At 45.5% G+C, this 20,506-nt stretch carries 16 protein-coding genes; 7 read left to right on the forward strand and 9 right to left on the reverse strand.

Going from position 1 to position 20,506, the window contains the following annotated elements; all coding sequences use genetic code 11:
* Positions 1-204: 204 nt before the first annotated feature.
* The 4 genes from H8K33_RS07485 to moaA are packed head-to-tail and all read right to left on the reverse strand — an operon-like array spanning position 205 to position 4,619.
* A complete protein-coding gene (locus tag H8K33_RS07485) occupies positions 205-849 on the reverse strand; it encodes a response regulator (RefSeq protein WP_186890350.1) in 645 nt (214 codons plus the stop codon).
* A 38-nt stretch (positions 850-887) separates the two neighbouring features.
* Entirely contained in the window at positions 888-2,813 is a 1,926-nt protein-coding gene (locus H8K33_RS07490; RefSeq protein WP_186890351.1) for a type IV pili methyl-accepting chemotaxis transducer N-terminal domain-containing protein, read from the reverse strand.
* A gap of 27 nt (positions 2,814-2,840) precedes the next feature.
* On the reverse strand, positions 2,841-3,566 hold the full coding sequence (locus H8K33_RS07495; protein WP_186890504.1) for a carbonic anhydrase: 726 nt from the start codon (positions 3,564-3,566) through the stop codon (positions 2,841-2,843).
* Positions 3,567-3,602: 36 nt separating this feature from the next.
* Positions 3,603-4,619: a GTP 3',8-cyclase MoaA gene (moaA, locus tag H8K33_RS07500; protein ID WP_186890352.1), complete on the reverse strand. Its 1,017-nt coding sequence runs from the start codon at positions 4,617-4,619 to the stop codon at positions 3,603-3,605.
* Positions 4,620-5,124: 505 nt separating this feature from the next.
* Between moaA and H8K33_RS07505 the strand changes: the two genes are divergently transcribed.
* Positions 5,125-7,230 carry a sensor histidine kinase gene (locus tag H8K33_RS07505; RefSeq protein WP_222613328.1) on the forward strand — a complete coding sequence of 702 codons (2,106 nt, stop codon included), beginning with the start codon at positions 5,125-5,127 and terminating at the stop codon, positions 7,228-7,230.
* A gap of 48 nt (positions 7,231-7,278) precedes the next feature.
* Here H8K33_RS07505 and H8K33_RS07510 read toward each other — a convergent pair whose 3' ends face one another.
* From H8K33_RS07510 to pdxR, 3 genes are all read right to left on the reverse strand, one after another.
* Complete coding sequence (locus tag H8K33_RS07510) at positions 7,279-11,364, reverse strand: two-component regulator propeller domain-containing protein (protein WP_186890354.1); 4,086 nt, start codon at positions 11,362-11,364, stop codon at positions 7,279-7,281.
* A gap of 193 nt (positions 11,365-11,557) precedes the next feature.
* Entirely contained in the window at positions 11,558-12,871 is a 1,314-nt protein-coding gene (locus tag H8K33_RS07515; protein ID WP_186890355.1) for a hypothetical protein, read from the reverse strand.
* 190 nt (positions 12,872-13,061) lie between these two features.
* Positions 13,062-14,525: a MocR-like pyridoxine biosynthesis transcription factor PdxR gene (gene pdxR, locus H8K33_RS07520; RefSeq protein ID WP_186890356.1), complete on the reverse strand. Its 1,464-nt coding sequence runs from the start codon at positions 14,523-14,525 to the stop codon at positions 13,062-13,064.
* Between the two features lie 231 nt (positions 14,526-14,756).
* Here pdxR and H8K33_RS07525 point away from each other — a divergent pair, with 231 nt between their 5' ends.
* From H8K33_RS07525 to H8K33_RS07535, 3 genes are all read left to right on the forward strand, one after another.
* Positions 14,757-15,416 carry a pyridoxamine 5'-phosphate oxidase family protein gene (locus tag H8K33_RS07525; RefSeq protein WP_186890357.1) on the forward strand — a complete coding sequence of 220 codons (660 nt, stop codon included), beginning with the start codon at positions 14,757-14,759 and terminating at the stop codon, positions 15,414-15,416.
* 350 nt (positions 15,417-15,766) lie between these two features.
* Positions 15,767-16,207: a YeeE/YedE family protein gene (locus H8K33_RS07530; protein ID WP_186890358.1), complete on the forward strand. Its 441-nt coding sequence runs from the start codon at positions 15,767-15,769 to the stop codon at positions 16,205-16,207.
* A gap of 15 nt (positions 16,208-16,222) precedes the next feature.
* Positions 16,223-16,684, forward strand: coding sequence for a DUF6691 family protein (locus H8K33_RS07535; protein ID WP_186890359.1), 462 nt, complete (start codon positions 16,223-16,225; stop codon positions 16,682-16,684).
* On the opposite strand, the gene H8K33_RS07540 is transcribed toward H8K33_RS07535, so the two are convergent.
* Entirely contained in the window at positions 16,671-16,832 is a 162-nt protein-coding gene (locus H8K33_RS07540) for a hypothetical protein (protein ID WP_186890360.1), read from the reverse strand. The two genes, H8K33_RS07535 and H8K33_RS07540, sit on opposite strands and share 14 nt — an antisense overlap.
* A 94-nt stretch (positions 16,833-16,926) precedes the next feature.
* Here H8K33_RS07540 and H8K33_RS07545 point away from each other — a divergent pair, with 94 nt between their 5' ends.
* From H8K33_RS07545 to H8K33_RS07555, 3 genes are all read left to right on the forward strand, one after another.
* Positions 16,927-18,450 (forward strand): aminotransferase class V-fold PLP-dependent enzyme, encoded by a 1,524-nt coding sequence (locus H8K33_RS07545; protein WP_186890361.1) that lies wholly within the window; start codon positions 16,927-16,929, stop codon positions 18,448-18,450.
* A 232-nt stretch (positions 18,451-18,682) separates the two neighbouring features.
* Positions 18,683-19,000: a hypothetical protein gene (locus H8K33_RS07550; protein ID WP_186890362.1), complete on the forward strand. Its 318-nt coding sequence runs from the start codon at positions 18,683-18,685 to the stop codon at positions 18,998-19,000.
* 11 nt (positions 19,001-19,011) lie between these two features.
* The gene (locus H8K33_RS07555) at positions 19,012-19,500 is read left to right on the forward strand and encodes a hypothetical protein (RefSeq protein WP_186890363.1); all 489 of its coding nucleotides are present in this window, start codon (positions 19,012-19,014) and stop codon (positions 19,498-19,500) included.
* A gap of 149 nt (positions 19,501-19,649) precedes the next feature.
* Here H8K33_RS07555 and H8K33_RS07560 read toward each other — a convergent pair whose 3' ends face one another.
* Positions 19,650-20,228, reverse strand: a complete 579-nt coding sequence (locus tag H8K33_RS07560; RefSeq protein WP_186890364.1) for an outer membrane beta-barrel protein — start codon at positions 20,226-20,228, stop codon at positions 19,650-19,652.
* Between the last annotated feature and the right edge of the window lie 278 nt (positions 20,229-20,506).

Below are 20,506 nucleotides of genomic sequence, written 5' to 3' on the forward strand. Positions count from 1 at the left end.
GCAGTGTAATAGCGCAGTTTCGCTGCGCCTATACGCCAATAGGAGTAGATCTTGATTGCAGATGGCTAGGATGACGGTATGGTCTTAAAGGAATAACATCGCGACTTGAGGATTCTGCACGTGCTTAGCGAATGGTGACACGGTCGTCGAGCAGCACACTTGTGCTTTCACAACGGTACTCCGCAGGAAGCCGCGCCAAGAGCGCTACTTATCCATACCGTGTTCAACTGCATACACAGCGATTTGTACGCGGCTGGTCAGGTTCAGCTTTTTGAGGATATTTTGCACATGAATTTTGACGGTGCTTTCTGCCACATCGAGATTACGGGCAATTTCTTTATTGCTTTCACCACGCGCTAAACACACCATGGTTTCGCGTTCACGCGGGGTAAGCTTTTCGCGTTCTGGCGTGGTTGATACATTATTTCCGGAACGAAATTGCATCACCAGTTTAGCTGTCATCGATTCTGCAATGACGGGTTCACCAGCAGCAGCACGTTTAATCGCCTGCGTTAAATAGTCTGCTTCAATATTTTTTAATAAATAGCCGCGCGCGCCATTTTTTAAGGCTGTGGTGAGGTCTTCCGCTTCTTCTGAAACTGTCAGCATCAAGACTGCGGTATCAGGCAAATCTTCCACGATCAATTGCATCGCTTCCAATCCTGACAAACCGGGCATATTTAAATCCATTAAGACCACATCGGGCTTCAACTGCTTGGCACGTTTAATTCCCTCCAAACCATCGGCAGCCTCACCCACGATCTCAAATTCAGGATTACGTTGCAATAATAAACGTATGCCACTACGAAATAGGCTATGGTCATCCACTAATAAAATTCTAATGCTCATGTCTCGCTATTTTCTGTTGGATTATTGATGATGTAAGTTTATGCCACCAAGCGCTCTTCGCGTTTTAAGTGCAAAGAAATCGTGGTTCCCTGTTGGTTCGCGCTAATGATAGAAAATTGTGCGGCCAAACGTTCCGCACGTTCATGCATGATACGCAACCCAACATGTCCGTCGCCTTTTTGCGCAACTGTTGTCACATCAAAACCGGCGCCGTCGTCATGCACTGTCATGGCAAAATCGCGGTCATTCTGAACATTCACTTTTACTTCACTGGCTTGGGCATGTTTGCGCACATTCGATAAGGCTTCCTGCAAAATAAACAGCACTTGCAATTGCTGTTCTGGTGCCAATTGCGCACCATCACCAACGATGTCTATCGTCGCATGCACGCCGGTTTGGCGCTGGAATTTTGATACCACATTACGCATTTCAGATTCTAAATTACTGTCTTGTAAGCGGGTACGGAAATTCAATAAAAGTTCACGCACATCTTCATAACTTTCTTGTATTCCCGCCCGCAGTAGCGGTGTAATGTCATGAATTTCTTCTATATCATTCCGCTTTAAAGAGTCTTCTAACATCTGCACTTGCAGGTTCAAAAAATTCAAGCCTTGCGCAATACTATCGTGCAAGCCTTGCGCTAATAGATTGCGTTCTTGTGATACAGCAAATTCTTTTTCTTTGGCGATCAAGCGCTGATTCTCTATCGACGAACCAAGATTTTTTCCTAAGATTTCTAACAAACGACGCTCTTCACCCGTGACCAAGCGCTCTCGTGAGAAGTGCAAAGAAAAACTCCCAATGACTTGATCACGCGTTTGAATTTGAAATACCGCTAAAGATACGTAACCTTCTTCTTGGCAGCGATAACGTTTTTGCTGATCTAACAAACGGAAATCACGCACCAAAATAATCCCCTTGGAAGTCGCAGCACCGCACAGGCAATCATCTTTCTTGATGCAATGTTCTTCCTCTATCATTTTTTCCGAGATACCTTCATGCACGGTGATATGCACATTGCCTTTCTCGTTGTCGAGTATCCTTACTGTGCCACCGTCAGCATGCATACGTTGCATAATTCGGTGTAAGAATCCACGACATAACTCTTCGATCGCATGCGGGCCAGAGAGAAACGCCGCGATCTCATACATCGTACTAATTTCGTGATTTTGCGCTTGTAATTTTGCGGTCTTTTCTACTACCCGTTCTTCCAAAGTCCGATGCACACTTTGTACATGATCCGCCATGTGATTAAAAGCTTGCGCCAACACACCAAATTCATCTTCCGTTTCTATCGGTAAGCGCACACTTAAATCGTCTTTACTCATACGGGCAATCCCAGATTGCATGCGGCTAACCGGGCCTACGATCCACAAATACAAGAGATAAAGTAAAGCAACACTGGCGGCGAGTGACATAAAAATCAAAGCGGTCTGGCACAAGCGCAACCAAGTGGTTTTTTCTTCTAACTCAACCTCAACCAAAGACACTAACTGATTAATATTTTTGACAAAGCCGGGCAACTCGGCAACATAATTTTGCAAGGCAATTTGTCTTAACTGCGGCTCACTTTGCTCGACAACGCTACGTGCATTGACTTGAATACGTTGTAGCCAATCTTGCTGCACCTTACGCATTTGTTCACGGATCGGTGTGGTTTGTGGCAGAAACAAAGGTCGCTTGGCATCACCGTGTTCCAGATCTGACAAGGTGCGATTAAATTCTTGTAATTCTTGTGTAACGCTAGTTCCCTTACTGGGATGCTCCAACACCATTGCCAGGCGATACGAACGCATACGCAAACTACCCGCTTCATTAATCGCCGCACCACCACCTTCCAATTGCCAAGACAACAGCAAGGTGTAACCAATCGCAGCCAGCGTCAAGGCTAAGCCAACCACGGTCGTCATTAAAATACGAAAGGTCAGTCGTTTGCCAATAGGTAGTTGATTGCTAGAATCCATGTGTTTTTTCTTGAGCAGTTCTGAAAATTAATCGACTAATTCTGCATTCATACTGGTCACATCCGATGCATTGACGATGTCTGCGCCATTTATTTTACTTGCATGCGGCACGCCAAGCGGACACACCATAGGCAGAAAACTGTCGGTGCGATCAGAGTATGCCAGTAAAGCGCCATTCGTCATATCGAAATACCAGCCATGTAGCGCAATCTCACCGCTTTGTTCGCGCTCTGCCACCCAAGGAAAGCTGCGCAGATTATTTAATGACATGATAATCGCACCAAGCTCACAAGCATGATTCTGCACCTCACTACTACAATGACTTAATTGACTCAAAACCTGTTGCTTCACAGGTTCGACGATGCGCATCCAGCGGCCAATAAAATCAATCTTACGACTGGGCTGATAACCTTGCATCAAAGCACGTATGCCGCCACATTTTTCATGTCCCATCACAATGATGCGCTTCACATTCAAAGCTTCTACCGCGAACTGGATCGCTGCGCTAACACCTTGTTGATTCCCCGATTCATTACAAGGTGGCACCAAATTCGCCACATTTCGAATCACGAAAATGTCGCCTGGATCACAGTCTAACAACAAGGCCGGATCAACCCGCGAATCGCAACAACCAATTAACAAGGTAGTCGGATTCTGACCATTATTCAACTTGTTATACAACGGCTTTTCACCTGCAAAATATTTGGACTGAAAGCGTTGAAATCCTTCTATAAATTGGTGAATATTACGCACTTCCATCTTCAACCTCACTCTATTTCGCTATGTAGACTATCCACCGGTTTGTGACATAAACCGGATAATTTTCTGCGGCTGCGTCGTGAATTCATGTCGTTCAGGCTTCAGTTCTATCGCTTGCCGTATTGCTTGCTCTAGAGCTTCATCGCTGATTCCCGCTCTTAATAGTGGACGCAGTTCAAACTTTTCTTCTTGCCCCAAACACATATACAAAGTGCCATCAACCGCCAAGCGCACCCGATTACAAGTCGCACAAAAATGTTGGCTGATCGGTGAGATAAATCCTATCGTTGCTTGTCCATCACGGCTAGTCCAATACCGCGCAGGCCCGCCACCTAATTCTTCTGCCGCCGGAATCAAATCAAACTGCCGCACCAATTGATCACGAATCGGACCAATATCGCGATACTGACTATTTTGCCCGGTGCTGCCCATCGGCATCGCTTCAATCAGTCGCAGGATAAAACCTTCCGCAAAACAAAACTCTGCCATGCGTGACACCTCGTGTTCATTCACACCACCCATGACCACCATATTCAATTTAATCGGTTTAAAACCCGCCTGCTTACCTGCTTGCAAGCCTGCCATAATGCTGGCAAAACTATCGCGGCCGGTGATGTTTTCCATACAGGCTTTGTCCAAACTATCTAGGCTGACATTGATCCGGCTAACGCCTGCCTGATGCAAAGCTTGCGCGTGCTTATGTAATTGAGTGGCATTCGTCGATAAAGAAATATCCCGAATCTCGGCGTGACTAGCAAGACGCTCAACCAATTGCGGTAAATTGCGCCGCAATAAAGGCTCACCACCCGTTAGGCGCACCCGCGCCACGCCCAAGCGTCCAAACGCCGCGACCACTCTTTCGATTTCATCAAAGCGCAACCAGTTTTCCGGTTCCTCAAAACCATGAAAGCCTTTTGGCATGCAATAACTACATCGCAAATCACATTTATCAGTGACCGATACGCGCAAATAGTTTAATTGCCGACCAAAGCGGTCTATCAATTGTGCCCCGGGGGCAAGGTCTGGAGGTGTAGAAAGATTTTTCATGCTGTCATTTTGTGCCGATTCAGACAACAGCACAATTCGCCGCCAAGCTAGATCATCTAGTTCTTTTGGGGGATAAATCTTGTTCCAGATCAAATTTTCACTCGTCTGACTTTTAAATAATTATTTGCTACTTGCCTAAGGATCTTCTGCGCAATTGATCCTCTATCGTTTCTCAGTATAAAAAGTATTTGAATAAAATTTTTGTACAGTATTTATAGGACTTACGCAAAAAAGACGCTGGCGTTGTTGGTTCGCCTCGCCCCCGGCCTTCGCAGGGGCAGGCCAAGCAACCGTACTGTCTTCGGCTTCCCTCCCCCGATTCAAGCATTCGAGGGCAGGCTCTAGCCAGCGCAATTTTGCGTAAGTCCTAATTTACAATTTCAGTTCTGAAACAACAACAAAACCGAGTGCACAAGCGTCAATTAATGTGAGATGCTGGGAATTTGATTGATCTAGATATCGAAAATTGCTAGTCTGAAAATTAGAACAACTGGCACTACTGTCTATGTCCCGCTCCATTATTCGCTCGAACAAAATTAGTATGCATAAAGAAATCAAGCTGTTTCTATCTCTACTCTATTTATGTATTTTTAGCTTCACTTCGAGCATCGCCAATGCTGCAATTTTGCCATTACAAACTTCACCTGAGGCGATTAATCTGAAGTCACATTGGCAAGTGCTGGAAGATAAAACTGGCAGTCTCAGCATTACCGACATCCTGCAAGATCAGGCATCGGCAGCACCTAAGCCAATATTCACAGCGCTAGCTGGCGACTTGAGTGCCTCGTACACAAAATCTGTCTATTGGCTCAAATTAGAATTACAAAGAAAGAACACACAAGCTTCAAGCCAATGGTGGATGGAAATTACACCTAATATGCTGGATGATGTGCGCGCTTACCATGTCGCGAACAATCAAATTATTAGCACTCATCAAACCGGTGATCGCACACTTTTTACCAACGCCGAAACCCGACACCGACTAGCGGTCTTTCGACTGCATCTTGCAGATACTGAAAAGCACACGATTTATCTGCGTATACAAACGACTAGCGCTTTATACTTCAGTGCCCACCTGTATACGCCAAAAGCATTTGCAGAAGCCAGTAATTTCCAATCAAGCCTGATGGGAATTTTCTACGGTGTGATGCTGGCGATGATTACTTACAATTTAATTTTGACATTCGGCTATCGTGACAGAGCCAATCTGTTTTACTTATTCTTGTCGACATTCACTTTATTAGTAGGCTTCAACAATAACGGCCATCTTGCGCTCTATTTTGAACCTGATAATGTTTGGCTAGTTGAACTGATACAAAGCCTCGCAGTTCCCGGTTTGCTGTTGTTGTACTCACTGTTCATCACTAGCTTTTTGCAACTTGCCAAAATCATGCCAGAGATTGCAAAAGGATTCCGCATACTACAAATCTTTGCCGTGCTCATCATCATCGCCGTTTTGCTTGGATGGAATAGGCAAGTAGCAGCGGCTGCGCAAATTCTTGCGTTTATTCAAATGATCGTGGTGCTTCCTATCGGCATGCTGATCGGTTGGCGCGGCTACCGTCCGGGTTACATCGTCGTCGCCGCAACCGCAGCCTGGATTGCTGGTGGAGTTCTGATTATTTTACGGAATTTGGGCATCATCGAAAGTAGTTGGCTGACCGAGTTCGGTTATCAAATTGGTGCGGCTATTGAAATCATCTTGCTCGCTTTGGCACAAGCAGATCGTATCAATATCATTAAAAATGAAAACGCACAGACTCAGACACAATTACTCTCGATTTCACAACGTGCTGAACACGAATTAGAAGAAAAAATTCAACAACGTACCAAAGAAATGGCAGAGCTGATTGCACGTTTGGAAAAGCTCGATAAACAAAAGAATGAATTTTTAGGCATCGCCGCACATGATCTAAAAAATCCACTCACTGGCATCATAGGCTTGAGTGATCTGATGCGAAAATTAGAATCTGGCATTACACCGGAACAACGCTATAGCTATTTAGAGAGAATCAGTCGTAGTGGACAAAGGATGATGCACATCATCACGAATTTACTCGATGTGAACGCGATGGAATCGGGCAATGCCAAACTTGAAAAGCATCGTATTCATCTCTATGAAATCTGTCATCAGGTGGTGATGCAGTATGAACATAATCTGCGGGCAAAAGAGCTACATTGCCAAGTCGCTTACGCTCAAACTCAAGCGCAAGACAGTTTCACCAATCAACAAGACATCATCATTCTGGCTGACCCAAATGCCTGTTTCCAAATTTTAGATAATCTGATTTCCAACGCCATCAAGTATTCACCTATCGGCAAACACATCAGTGTGCAACTACTACGCTCACAAGACTTTGCGCAGGTACGCATACAGGATCAAGGTTCGGGGTTATCGCAAGAAGATCAAGAGCATTTATTCGAACGATTCAGTAAATTATCCAGCATACCAACGGCCGGGGAGCATTCCACGGGGCTGGGCTTATCCATCGTGAAAAAACTCAGCGAAGCCATGGGTGGCTCCGTGTATTGTGAAACTGAGTTGGGCGCCGGTTGCTGCTTTGTCGTTAATTTTCCGTTGGCGAAAGACGATGCATTCAGCAATCAATAGTCGCATCTCGATTGCAGCATTGGAGAACGACATCACGGATATCCTGCACTATTTCTGCTCCGTGCTGACGGCTTTAATCGGCGCCACACGCGGCAAGATGATGGTAAAACTGGTACCCACTTCAACTTCACTATGCACTTGGATAGTGCCGCCCAGTATTGAATGAATGATGTTGTAACAGATATGCAAACCTAGGCCACTACCACCTGTCCCTAGACGTGTCGTAAAGAAAGGCTCAAAAATGCGCTCGATATTTTCTTTCGCAATTCCAACGCCATTGTCTTGTACGACTAGTTGCAATTGATGCTCATCGATCGCCTGCCCTCGTAACACAATGACGCCTTGGCTGCGTTCATGAAAACCATGCACCATCGCATTAATGATCAGATTATTGAGAACCTGCCCTAAAGATCCAGGATAACTATCAAGCATCAACCCATCAGCGATCTCAACACGGATCTCATTGCCTTCACGCTTACTGCGATTCGACAAAGTCAACGCCACTTCTTCACAGAAAAAACGTAAATCAAAATCACGGCGTTGATCTGAGGTTTGATCAACTGCAATCTGCTTAAAGCTACTCACCAGATTTGCGGCACTAGTGAGACTGCGAACCATTAAATCAGATGAGCTGATCGCACTTCGACTATAACTCTCCAAATCCGAACGACGTAACTGGTTGTCGTTAAATTTTTGCAGAAACTGTTCACTTAAATCTTGCATGGTACTCGCCATCAATAAGCTATTGCCAATCGGCGTATTCAGCTCATGTGCGACCCCTGCTACCAATGAGCCCAGCGCTGCCATTTTTTCTTGCTCAACTAATTTAGATTGCGTTATTTTCAGGCGACGATATGCTTCCGCATTGTCATACGCCACACCTGTATAAGCGGCTAGCGTACGCAGAATATTTAAATCATTCAAACCAAAAGCGTTCGGCTCTTTGCTTAATGCTCCGACCACCCCCATCACCCGTCCACCCAAGACAATCGGCACATAAACACCCGAACGGGAATCTTCGGTTGGCGTACCGTCTTCTAGTCTGACAAAATTCTCTCCAGTGCGATTGGCAACGATTGGATCCATCATACGGCTATCATGTTCAATCTCATTCACAATTAACTCTTGAGCGCTTAACACGCAACGAGTTGCAGGTTGTTCCACCGCATCCAGACTACGCTCATAAGGTAAGATCAATTGATCTCCTTGTATCGTATATTCAAAACGAATAATCCGCTTATCCCAATCGACAATACCAACCCCGAAAGTCGTAGCACGAACCACGCTGCGAATATTTTGATACAAAGTATTGAGAATTTCGCGCTTATCAAGCGAAGCCGTGATCTGCAAACCAATTTCACTCAAACGACCAATATCATTACGCGCACGTTCTGCTATTTCACGCTGGGTATCGGCAAGTTTTTTCTGTTCTAATACCTCTTGTGTCTGTACTTTCACCTGCTGTTCAAGGTAGAGTTGATTTTCATTGATCGCACGCAAGCGCACCTGATAGGCAAACCGCAAGCCACTCAAAGCGATCACCGTCCACAATCCATACCACCACCAAGTTTTCCAAAACGGTGGCGTCACCACTAAGGTCAGAATTTCAGTACTATCACCCCAAATACCATCGGGATTAGCCGCCTTGGCAAGCAAGCGATAAGTGCGCGCATCCAGATTCGTGTATGTAGCGGTACTACGATCTGCCTGACCATAAATCCAATCTTTATCATAGCCCTCTAATTTCCAGGCATAGCGGTTTTGTGTTCGGTTGTAAAAATGCAGCGCCGCCAATTCAAAGCTGACCATGGTCTGCTGGTGATCTAACTCAATCCTTGTTACCGCACTGAGCGGGCCATCAACTCCCAGACTTTTCAAATCCAATGCAGGCGACTTAGCTTTGGTGCTTGCAAGACTTGCAGATGATGCCGTGATGCGCGACTCAGTTTGCGAATCAAACGTATTTTCTTGTGTATTTTCTTGTTTAGCATCCCAGGTCATCAAGGATTTATTAAACAATAAAATGTCACTGAGTACGACTCTGGGCGCAACGGCGTTATCCCAAATATTCGCTGGATGAAAATAAGCTAAACCAACACCACCAAACAAAATCCCACCATTTGTAGTTCTGGCAGCCGCTGCAAAATTAAAGGCACCATCGAATCGGCCAAATGACGGAAAATTTCGTCCCTGCTTATTTTCCGTACGCACACGCATCAAGCCGCGTTCACTACTCATCCAGATTTCACCATGATCCGCATCTTGCATGGCCTCTATTACATCTCTTGGAATTTGTGGCGTATCTGCCCAGGAAATCAATTCCCAATTTGTCTGCTTGGAGGCCTGATCTGCAATCGCTGAAACGGGTCTGACTTCCAGCAAGCCACCCAATACCGTCGCGGCCCAAATCCGACCTTGTTGGTCTTGACGTAAAGCGGTCACACCCAATTTGTCTGGCGTTGGTAACAATGCGCTTGGTTTCCCTATGGCTTGAAAGCGCTGAGTTTGTTCATCGTAAAGATACAAGCCTCCTTTGCTGCCCACCCACAAGCGTTGCTGACGATCGATTAATAAACTATCGATGGCATCGTCATTAATACGCCCATCTCGATTCGCTTCAGCACGAAAAACCGCCACGCTGGCATCCGCCTTAATCTTATACAGACCAACACTACTACCTACCCACACATCACCGTGCTGATCTTGAACCAAGGAAGTAAAACGTGCCCCAACTGGAAAATTTTTATCCACGAGAACATCACGGCTGCGCTGCGTTTTCGGGTCGAAGATTTGCAACTTCTCGCCACCAATCCACAATTGCTTCTTTTGATCTGACATCAATACGCGAATATATTCAACACTGACCTGTTGTTTACTAAAACGCTGCGTATCACCTGAAGGCAGATGCAGGCGATTCAAACCGCCACCCAAGGTACCCAACCAGACATAATCAGCTTGATCGGGAATGACTGCGGTCACCAGGCGGTGCGACAAGCTACGATCATCTCCGGGAATATTCAAATAAGTCGTAAAGCCACGGCCTTTCAAATCTACCAAATTCGCACCATAATCGCTGGTACCAACCCACAAACCACCGCTAGCATCTTGCATCAGCGAAGTAATGGTGTCACCGCTCAGGCTACTATTGACCGACGGACGATTAACAAATTTTTCTAAGCTTTGCTGATCAGCGCGCCAACGTAATAAACCCTGATCATCTCCCATTGCCAACCACATTGATTGCTCATGATCTTGCAAGATCGCTGCCACTGTTGCCACCGGCACTTTCAAAGACGCAGGTAATGAAACCGCGAGCGCAGCTTGTTGATGAACGCGCCAAATGCGCAAGCCACCGGTCAATCCAACCCACAATTGCCCTTGATTATCGAATGCCAGGCTACGTACCAGCGCCTGACTATCTTGCAAAGTTTTGCTATCTTGATGCTGTGTGGATTTGAAGTGCTCAAGCAGTTGACCATCTGCATTGATGTGCGCGATCGTGCTGGCTTGACCTATCCAGATTCCCGCCGACTTATCTCCCAAGATCGCCCGCACTTCACCAACAAAATCCGCGCGCACCGACGGCTCAGGCTGCCACTTCGTAAATTGTTTATTTGCAGGATCAAATAACATCAAGCCCGCAGAAGTCGCTATCCACAAACGCGCTTTCGTTGCTTGTGTGATGCCATACACCACTTGTTGCTTCATATGTACTTCAGCTGGCATCGCAATACGCTGTATCTTGTCCGTACGTAAATCTAATACATTCAAACCGCGCCGGGTTCCTATCCACAATCTTTGTTGATCATCTTCAAATAAGCTAAAGATACGATCATGGCTAATCGTATTTTCTGTCGCTGGCGAATGCGAGAATAAACGAATGTGGCGGCCATCATAACGCACCAAACCATTCGCCGTTCCCATCCAGATAAAGCCATTTCGGGTTTGATAAACCGTCATGATGCCTGTGCTAGGCAATCCTTGATCAATACTAAAATGGTCAAAACGCAAACGATGCAAAGCCCCCGCTTGCGCGATATTCGAAAAAAAACATTCTGACAACACCAAGACGACCGCAAATAGGCTCTTAGTGAAATAGGAGAAGTGGAAGAATTTGGCAGAAAGAAGTTGCAAGTGTTAACCCCTTAATGACTGACGTGATTTTCTGAAAGCGCGATGGAATAGCAACTTGATGCCAACTATAGCAGACAAAAAGTACAGAAATGAAATACTTCACAGATGACTAGGGGTTTTGTTGGGATTTCTCCATAGCCGCTTGTGGCTAAGGAAAACGCAGACACTTCAGATACTGTGCAAAGTGACAGAACTAATCTGCTGCTTGAGATGGAAATAAAACTTTACCAAGTTCTCGACGGTAGCGAGCCAAACTCATCAACATCAATATCGCTATTAACGCTTGCGACAAAGCGAAGGTGACGCCACCCAAGTATTTGAAGAACAATGGTGCAACAGGTAATAACAACAAACAAAGCAAACTCAATATCAAGCTATATGCCTGCCAGCGCAAACCTTGAGGCGGCAAAATCACCTGCATGCTAGGCACCCTTTTCCCCATCGGTGTTTGACGACGCAAATGTAAGAAAATTAAGAAGGGAATGATTTTTCCCAGCATGGCATTGACTGGCATCACCGCACCGCCAACCAGACAAAGCACACCTATCCACCATGGTAAAAAACTTGTTAAATCCGACGATAAGTGCGATTCAAAATGTGTCTGTATCAATAACAAAATGGCAGCACTAGCCCAGCTTAATGCACACCCCAACCACAAATTCCAAGCTGGGTCAAAACTGCGTTTCGCTTTTAATATGGCACGCAGAGCCGCTATCGCCAGCACAGCAACGAACAACGCCAGCGCCGATATCAGGAGTTTTAATAAGGTGTCGGATAAGGGTAAGAACAACATCAATAAACCTAGCCATAGATCCCAGGGCAGGTGCTTATGCCAAGTCATGCTTGGTCGACTGGTTTGCCAGAACATCGGCACGACAGTCGATGCCACACCCAACACCAGACAAGCAATCCAGCCAACTAAGCCCCACGCCACATGCAAGCGTAATACATACACGAGATCAAGCTGCCACCAAGCAGCAAAAGCACCTGCTAATGCCACACCTAGTCCTATCACCAAAAATAAAGCGAAGGCAATGCCACGTAAGCTTTTTAATGTTGCATCTGGGCTTGCGGGTAAAACCATCTGCCAGGCGGCATGAGCTAATGCCAGTACGATAGCACCATATAAGCTCACCGCAATCCATGCAGCAAGCGCGAATCCGGTTCGATTTCCGCTTAAAAATCCCACACTCAAACCTAGCGCAATTGCAGCCGACCCTAAGGCTACAAAAGGCGCAATCCATTTAGCAGGACGCACCACTTGCCCGGCAACCACAGGAAATAACTGAAATAAGGCGCCCACCATGATGGGTGCCAACATGCCCAAGACCAAAACATGCGTCACCGCTAAAACCAAAGGAGAATAACGACTAGGCAACCCAGCATCGGGGCCAAAGGCCAGTAAAAGTCCGGCTGCAACACCCATCCACGGCGCGGGTAGCAAACAACCGAAGATGGTTGCCGGGGATGGAGCGAGTTCGTAGTTCAGAACTTTTGAGATGGACATAGCTTACGAGTTGCAATCAAGATTCGAAGGTTGGTGCTGAGTGTAGCGAAGCCCAACAATGATACTGATGAATTGTAGCTCTTCACAAATTCATAAAAATTTTTCTCACTTTTATTGATTTTTCCCATACTTAATCAATAAATTGATAGATGAATTTTTACTTTCCCTAAAAAATTCAGTAACAAATAACCTAACACTGGCAACGCAAAATTTTTTGCAGCTTAGCCACTAAACTAGGCATCTCTTCCACCGGCACTTGCGCATAACCTAGCATCAAACCTGACCATGCTTGCCGCCGTTTTCCTACCGCATGTGAACTCAAGGCTGGCGCCACAATACCTTGCGCCAAAGCAGCTTGACTACAAGCTTGGTCGTTTATGCTGCCGTCATGAAAACATAAGGAAAGATGCATACCCGCCGTATCGCCATACACACTGGCGATATCACCTAATTGCGTCTGCAACAATTCCACCAAGGCATCGCGTCTTTGTTTGTACAAACGACGCATACGCCGTAAATGCTGTAAAAAATGACCGTCACGCATGAATTTTGCCAAACAAATCTGATCAGCAGAACGTCCGCGCAGAGATGCTTTGGCGACCAAGGCACGCATCGTTGTCAGCAAATTTTTCGGCAGAATAAGATAAGCGATACGTAATGCAGGAAACAGTGTTTTACTAAACGTGCCCAGATAAATGACTGGCGCATCGGCTACTAATCCCTGCATGGCTGGAAGTGGCGGTCCTTCATGACGAAATTCACTATCGTAGTCGTCTTCTATCAATAAACTGCCATGTAAGCGTGCTTGTTGAATCAGTTCCAAACGCCGGCTTAAACTCAGCACCTGTCCAGTAGGATATTGATGCGACGGTGTGACATACACAAACTTAGGCGGATGTAATTGCCAATCATTGGCCTTGGGTGCAATGCCATCCTGATCGACCGCTATCCCTATCACATTTAACTGCGCAGAACAAAAAGCGATTTGCGCGCCCACATAGCCGGGATTTTCTATCCACACTTTATCGCCCACATCCGCCAAGGCGTGTGCGCATAAACTCAAACTACTTTGCGTACCATCCGTAATGATCACTTGCTCCGCGTCACAGTCCACGCCACGCGAGGCACGTAAATGATCGGCAATGGCAGTGCGCAGTACAAGTTCACCAGCAGCATCGGCATAGCCAAGCTGCGCCACAGTTAGCTGACGCCATGTGGCATCCAGACTTTTTCGCCATAAAGCCATAGGAAAATCTGCCAGCGCAGGCACACCGGGTGCGAATCCTGAGGTCAAATCAGAAGCCACCGGTAGAGACATGAGATTTTGCGCACGACCTGCCAAATTCAAGCTTGGTTCATCATCCAATACAACAGTCTGCAACTTCCTGGCGATCACCGCCATATTATTGACCACACTGCCGCGTCGATCAGTGCTCAAATAGCCTTCGCTGACTAGTTGTTCATAGGCGTACACCACCGTATTACGCGCAATCCCCAACTCTTGCGCTAACACACGACTGGCCAATAAACGTGTACCAGCAGCTAAGGCACCTTCTTGAATCGCCGCTTTCAAAGCCGCATGTAAGGTTTTTTGCGCTGACCACGTTTTCTTTTGGCCTTTGGAATAACGCGCTATCAATAAAGCATAATCCATTTTGTAGTCCTAAAAAATATACATATCTTGGATCTTGAGATGGAACCAGTTGATGATTATAGTTCACTTTGTTTTCAACAAAGCTACTTTCAGAGACCTCTGCACAACCGTAGCGAGCGGTCGAAGTTTGAGTCGAGAAGCGCACCTGTGCTAGAGCACAGCGAGCATCGCAGACTCAAAATTTGGTCGCGTAGTAGGTTGTGTAGAGGTCTCTTTCAAGGACACCCTACAATGACAAGTAATACAAACGCCGCAGCCCCAAGCGAACGCACTCAAGTACGTCGAATTGCTGAAAATGCCAACTACGATCAGGCTACGCTTTACGCGATTATTGATGATGCTTACCTCTGCCATGTTGCGTTTGCCGATGACAAAGGTAGCCATTGCATTCCTACTGCGTGCTGGCGTGAAGATAATTTTCTGTATATTCATGCAGCAAATCCCAGTCGCCTGGCAAAAATCCTGATGAGCGAAACACCAGCTTGCGTCGCGATTACCCATCTGGATGGCTTGGTGCTGGCACGCGCTGCATTCAATCATTCTATGAATTATCGTTCGGCGATGATTTATGGCGTTTTTGAACGTGTAGATGGTGACCACAAAGCGGCCGCGATGGCTGCTTTCATGGATAAAATTGCCCCAGGTCGTCAGCAAGAAGCACGCCCCGGCAATCGCGCCGAACTGGCTGGAACCACGGTGATGCGTATCGCCTTAACTGAGGCCGCTTGCAAACAACGCAGCGATGGTCCAAACGACGATGAAGAAGACATGGCACAAGCTGTCTGGGCTGGAGTTTTACCATTTTGTCGCCAAACACTGCCGCCTGTCCCTCACGAACTCAACACGCAGGCAGCACCAGCCTATGTGACGAACTGGCATACAGCAAACTAAAACTTCGACGTACACGGGAAACATTCAACTTGCTGTTTCCCTTTTCCTGCCTTTGCGCCTTTTTTCCTGCCTCTGCTTCTTTTCTGCGGCCTGTAGCCGACCACGTATTCCTTTTTTTCCCTCTATAATTATTTTCGGTTTTTTAAAGTAAGTTGCACGAAACAATTTTTCACACCACTAGTATGCAATTACTAGCGCAAAAAAATTAAAAAATAAAATGCAGTATTGAGATTTTTTTGTTCAGATTATCAGCCCTGACACCAACAATTGATCTCCAATCTGACGCTCAACATACGCCGCTTTAGCACGCTTTAAAAAACAAACTGACGACTATTTTTTGAGGAAAATCTATGCACATCGCATGGGAACAATTTACCCCGTTCACTGCAATCGGTGGCGGCTTATTAATCGGTTTTGCATCGGTACTATTGATGGCAGGAATCGGTAGGATTGCTGGCGTTACTGGGATTCTTGCGGGCGTATTTACAGGCCTATTTAGAGGCAATCAATCGGAATGGTCATGGCGTTTAGCGTTCATTCTTGGCCTTACTATCAGCCCCCTTTTGTACAGACTTTTTTTTGAATTACCTGCAATTGAAATTCAAACAGATTGGCCTGCACTTTTATTCGCTGGTTTGATCGTTGGCTTCGGCACTCGGCTCGGTTCTGGCTGTACCAGTGGGCATGGCGTTTGCGGCATTTCTCGTCTATCACCACGCTCTATCATCGCCACCATCGCCTTTATGGGTGCGGGTTTTGCGACTGTCGCCCTAATTCGCCAACTACTTTAATTGAAAGTCATTTTCATGTTAATTACCGTCTTCATCGCCGCGCTTAGCGGGATTATTTTTGGCGTAGGTTTAATCATTGCAGGCATGGCAAATCCAGCTAAAGTGCTGGATTTTTTAGATCTATTTGGTGCTTGGGATCCATCGCTAGCATTGGTCATGGGTGGTGCCATTGGTTTAGCTATTTTACCTTTTACTATCTTACGAAAAAAGGCGGTATCGTGGTCTGGTGAATTACTTCGCTTTCCGAAAAAAACCGACATCGATGGGCGCTTAATTGGTGGTAGTTTATTGTTTGGTATTGGCTGGGGAATAGCGGGCATTTGCCCTGGTCCAAGTCTTATATTGCTCGGTGCAGGTATCGCCAAAGGCGCTGCATTTGTGCTGATGATGTGCTTAGGAATGTGGTTGGCAGATCGTTTCAATTTAGCCACTGCAGGTCAAGGTCAGAACCCAATAAATGATTTCAGCGATGACTAATTTTTTCTGGAAATTTGAAGATAACAAACAAAAAAACAGACCAACAATTCTCATCAAAATAAAAAATGCCTCGTTCGGTTTTTCTCACCAGAAAACCCAAACGGGGCATTTTCATATCCAAAGAGGCAAGTTTTTCAGATTTATCCATAGACTTTCTCGTAATTTGTAAATTCCCTGTCGGCATAAGCTTATGTTAACATCGTGGTTTTCTACATCGCTTCTTCATCAAGAGAAACATCGCAATGGATAACGCAGCAACCTCCTCGTCTTCGACACCAATTGGTACATCAAGTACACCAAGTACACTTGAAAAACACTTCGCACCATTCAGAGAGCAAATCATTGGCATCGATCAGCAATTTGAGTCGCCTTATGGCAACAAAGATATTATTTATACCGATTGGACAGCCAGCGGGCGCTTATACCGCCCTATCGAAGAAAAGTTGATGAACGTGTTTGGCCCATTTGTCGCCAATACGCATACCGAAACCACGATCTCTGGCACCGCCATGACGCTGGCCTATCACGAGGCCAAACACATTATCAAAAAGCATGTGAATGCCGACGACAATGATGTCTTGATTAATGACGGTACCGGCATGACGGGCGTGGTGAATAAGTTTCAACGTATCTTGGGTCTTAAAGTACCGGAATCCTTGAAAGATTATTTTTCCCTACCGAAAGACAAACGTCCGGTCGTTTTTATCTCACACATGGAACATCATTCCAACCAAACCTCATGGTTAGAAACCATTGCCGATGTTGAAGTCATTCCTGCGGATGAACAAGGTTTGTTTTGCATTGATAACTTGAAGACCTTACTGCTCAAGTATCAAGATCGCCCGATGAAAATCGCTTCGATTACCTCGTGCTCTAACGTGACGGGAATTAAAACCCCGTATTACGAAGTCGCCAAATTAATGCATCAAAATAATGGCCTGTGCTTTGTTGATTTTGCTTGCTCTGGCCCTTATGTTGAAATCAATATGCATCCGGCCGATCCTGAATCTTATTTGGATGCGATCTTTTTCTCCCCGCATAAATTCTTAGGCGGTCCTGGCACGTCAGGAGTGTTGGTCTTTAATAAAAAACTGTATAGAAATATGGTGCCAGATTGCCCAGGTGGTGGCACGGTGACATGGACTAATCCTTGGGGTGAGCATCAATACATCGACAATATTGAAAGCCGTGAAGATGGAGGCACGCCGGGCTTTTTACAGGTTATCAAAACAGCTTTAGCGATACAGCTAAAAGAACAAATGGGCATCACGAATATCTTAGCGCGCGAAAAAGAAATTACTGATTATGTATTCGCCGAACTTAGTCAAATTCCTAATTTAGCCATACTCGCGCCACAGCATCAAAATCGCCTCGGTGTCATTTCCTTTTTCATTCAAGACTTGCATTTCAATCTCGGTGTGAAATTACTCAATGATCGTTTCGGTATCCAAACCCGCGGTGGTTGTAGTTGTGCAGGCACCTACGGACATTACTTACTCAATGTTGATCAAGAGACTTCGCACAAACTGACAGACCAGATCAGCTCTGGTGACTTGACCAGCAAACCAGGTTGGATACGCATGTCAATACATCCAACGACGACCAATGCAGAAATTGCTTATGTTTGCGCCAGCATTCAACAATTGGCCGAACATCATCAAGAATGGGCGACAGCTTATCGTTATGATTGCGCGACCAATGAATTTCTACACAAGGAAGCCAAACCTGTCGAAGCAAGCATGGTGGCTAGCTGGTTCGCTGCGTAATTCTTCAAGCAATCCATCGCTTACCCAAGGCCGGTGCGGGTAAGCGATTTGTAGTTTCAGCTAACTCTTTCAGCAGACGCATAAAGAAGTCGCTGATTTCACGTATACTGTCAACTCTTCTGTCGCGCAGACTTCTAAGCACTTCGTTGTTCTTATCACATCCCAGCTCTCAGAATTCGCCCGCATATCAGCGCTAAGCTGTGCGGCATCTATCTTATTTTCAAGGAATCCCATGTCACAAGTTCAATCCTGGTCAACTATCGCAGACAGCGCCATTTCAGAAGTCGGCGTACGCCAGCAGCACCGTCCCACAGAAAACTTCAAGTTCTACAGCAATACCTATGAAGCAAATCAAAGTATCACCATCAAGGCGTCCCATAGTTTCCGCTTGTATGTTTTAACTGGTAGTTGCGCGCTTACGATTAATGGTCAGACACTTGATTTAGATGCAGAACAATTTATTCAATTGAAAGACGGTGCCTACACTTGCAACACAGGCAGTGAAGGTGTCAGTATCGTCAAAGTGTTTAGTACAACATCGAATAAGTAAAAAGAAATCGCATGTCTGAATTAACACCAACTGACGAAGATACCCTGATTCAAGAAGCGCGTGTTTGGCAAGCAAAAGGCTGGACCGCGCGGGTGATCAAAAATGACGATGATGATGGCTGGGCGGTAGCTATGTACAAAGATGGCGAAGCAGAGGCCGCGCTGATCGGTCCGTGGACGATGGGGCGTGACAAGAAAAATCCTAAGCCACTGGATCACAACGCATTCAATACTTTAGTCAAAACCGCAAGTGAATTTGTTCGTCGCCACGAGCAACAATTACATGCCAGCCTGAACAAAAGTTTGATGCTAAGTGGTGAAGATGCTGATTACAAAATTTGTTTGCAAATCATTCCTGATGAAGATGATCCAATCGCTTATCTGAGTGCATTTAATGCTGATGGCGAGCAGATGGCTAAAGTCAAAGTACGACCTGACTTTAAGCTCAATCAAGCTTCAGCAATGGCATGGTTACAGCGAGATTTTGCGCGTATCGATTAAGCAAAATTCCAATTTATATTTATAAGCGAAAAAAACGCACGCTCAAGTTAATTTGAGCGTGCGTTCAACCGGTAAGATCTATTTAGTACAACTTAGTACGACTTCATACAAGCTAATGCAGTTCAATTAAACCAGATTAGCGAATCAACTTAGAACGTGTATTGCACACCCACTGAGAAATTATTAACAGTGTTTTTCTCATCACCAATCTTCACACGACGTGAATCAAATTCACCACGCAAAGCGATTTCTTTACTGACCTTGTAAGTTAAACCCAGTCCAACGACAGGCTGTGTCGATGTTGTGTCTTGAGAAAATGAAAATGCAGAAGGCACATTCGCTTTGGTATCAACAGAAACGCGTGCAACACCTAACTTAGCGAAACCACCGAATTCTTCAGTAAAGTCATGCTTAAGCACACCAGCCAATTCAAAGCCCGTGCCTTTAGCTTCAGCAGATGCGTTAACCGCACCAATAGCAGCATTCGCTTTTACTTTGCCCAATGAAAAGTAACTTGCTTCTACCGCAAAGTTTTTATCGATGTTGTAACCACCGATAATTTTGTATGAATTCGTTGTCTTATCGCAGCTCACACCAGACTGGTTGCAATCGACGTTCCATTTTGATTGCCCCACTGTACCGCCCACATAAACTTGTGCAGAAGCGGAAGCACCGATACCTAAACCAGCAAGCAACAACAGGGATACAAACAAATTTTTATTTAACATATCAACCTCTATTAAAAGTAATCAAAACCAACTGCTTCAATGTATGCACTGAAATTTATCGCTGTGCACAACATGGAAGCGAGTCTAGTGATAGCGTCAAAGAAGCCCTAATTGGTTTTAGCAGGTCGCTCCGAATAAACTAGACGGTACTGAAATACGATACCTTTATATAAAAAAGACAGTTTTGAACCAAAAGAACAAGTTCTTGGTCGCCCAACATCTTTCTCCCTTCACTATCGTAAAAATGAAACAAGCCGCACTAAAATCCACATAGAACA

This window comes from Affinundibacterium amnicola (assembly GCF_014284275.1).
Classification (GTDB): Bacteria; Pseudomonadota; Gammaproteobacteria; order Burkholderiales; family Burkholderiaceae_D; genus Undibacterium; species Undibacterium amnicola.

Excerpts from the sequence above, each read along its gene's own strand:
- H8K33_RS07485 (WP_186890350.1), bottom strand. The coding sequence starts at position 849 with ATGAGCATTAGAATTTTATTAGTGGATGACCATAGCCTATTTCGTAGT.
- H8K33_RS07490 (WP_186890351.1), bottom strand. The coding sequence starts at position 2,813 with ATGGATTCTAGCAATCAACTACCTATTGGCAAACGACTGACCTTTCGT.
- moaA (WP_186890352.1), bottom strand. The coding sequence starts at position 4,619 with ATGAAAAATCTTTCTACACCTCCAGACCTTGCCCCCGGGGCACAATTG.
- H8K33_RS07505 (WP_222613328.1), top strand. The coding sequence starts at position 5,125 with ATGTCCCGCTCCATTATTCGCTCGAACAAAATTAGTATGCATAAAGAA.
- H8K33_RS07515 (WP_186890355.1), bottom strand. The coding sequence starts at position 12,871 with ATGTCCATCTCAAAAGTTCTGAACTACGAACTCGCTCCATCCCCGGCA.
- pdxR (WP_186890356.1), bottom strand. The coding sequence starts at position 14,525 with ATGGATTATGCTTTATTGATAGCGCGTTATTCCAAAGGCCAAAAGAAA.
- H8K33_RS07525 (WP_186890357.1), top strand. The coding sequence starts at position 14,757 with ATGACAAGTAATACAAACGCCGCAGCCCCAAGCGAACGCACTCAAGTA.
- H8K33_RS07530 (WP_186890358.1), top strand. The coding sequence starts at position 15,767 with ATGCACATCGCATGGGAACAATTTACCCCGTTCACTGCAATCGGTGGC.
- H8K33_RS07535 (WP_186890359.1), top strand. The coding sequence starts at position 16,223 with ATGTTAATTACCGTCTTCATCGCCGCGCTTAGCGGGATTATTTTTGGC.
- H8K33_RS07540 (WP_186890360.1), bottom strand. The coding sequence starts at position 16,832 with ATGGATAAATCTGAAAAACTTGCCTCTTTGGATATGAAAATGCCCCGT.
- H8K33_RS07545 (WP_186890361.1), top strand. The coding sequence starts at position 16,927 with ATGGATAACGCAGCAACCTCCTCGTCTTCGACACCAATTGGTACATCA.
- H8K33_RS07550 (WP_186890362.1), top strand. The coding sequence starts at position 18,683 with ATGTCACAAGTTCAATCCTGGTCAACTATCGCAGACAGCGCCATTTCA.
- H8K33_RS07555 (WP_186890363.1), top strand. The coding sequence starts at position 19,012 with ATGTCTGAATTAACACCAACTGACGAAGATACCCTGATTCAAGAAGCG.
- H8K33_RS07560 (WP_186890364.1), bottom strand. The coding sequence starts at position 20,228 with ATGTTAAATAAAAATTTGTTTGTATCCCTGTTGTTGCTTGCTGGTTTA.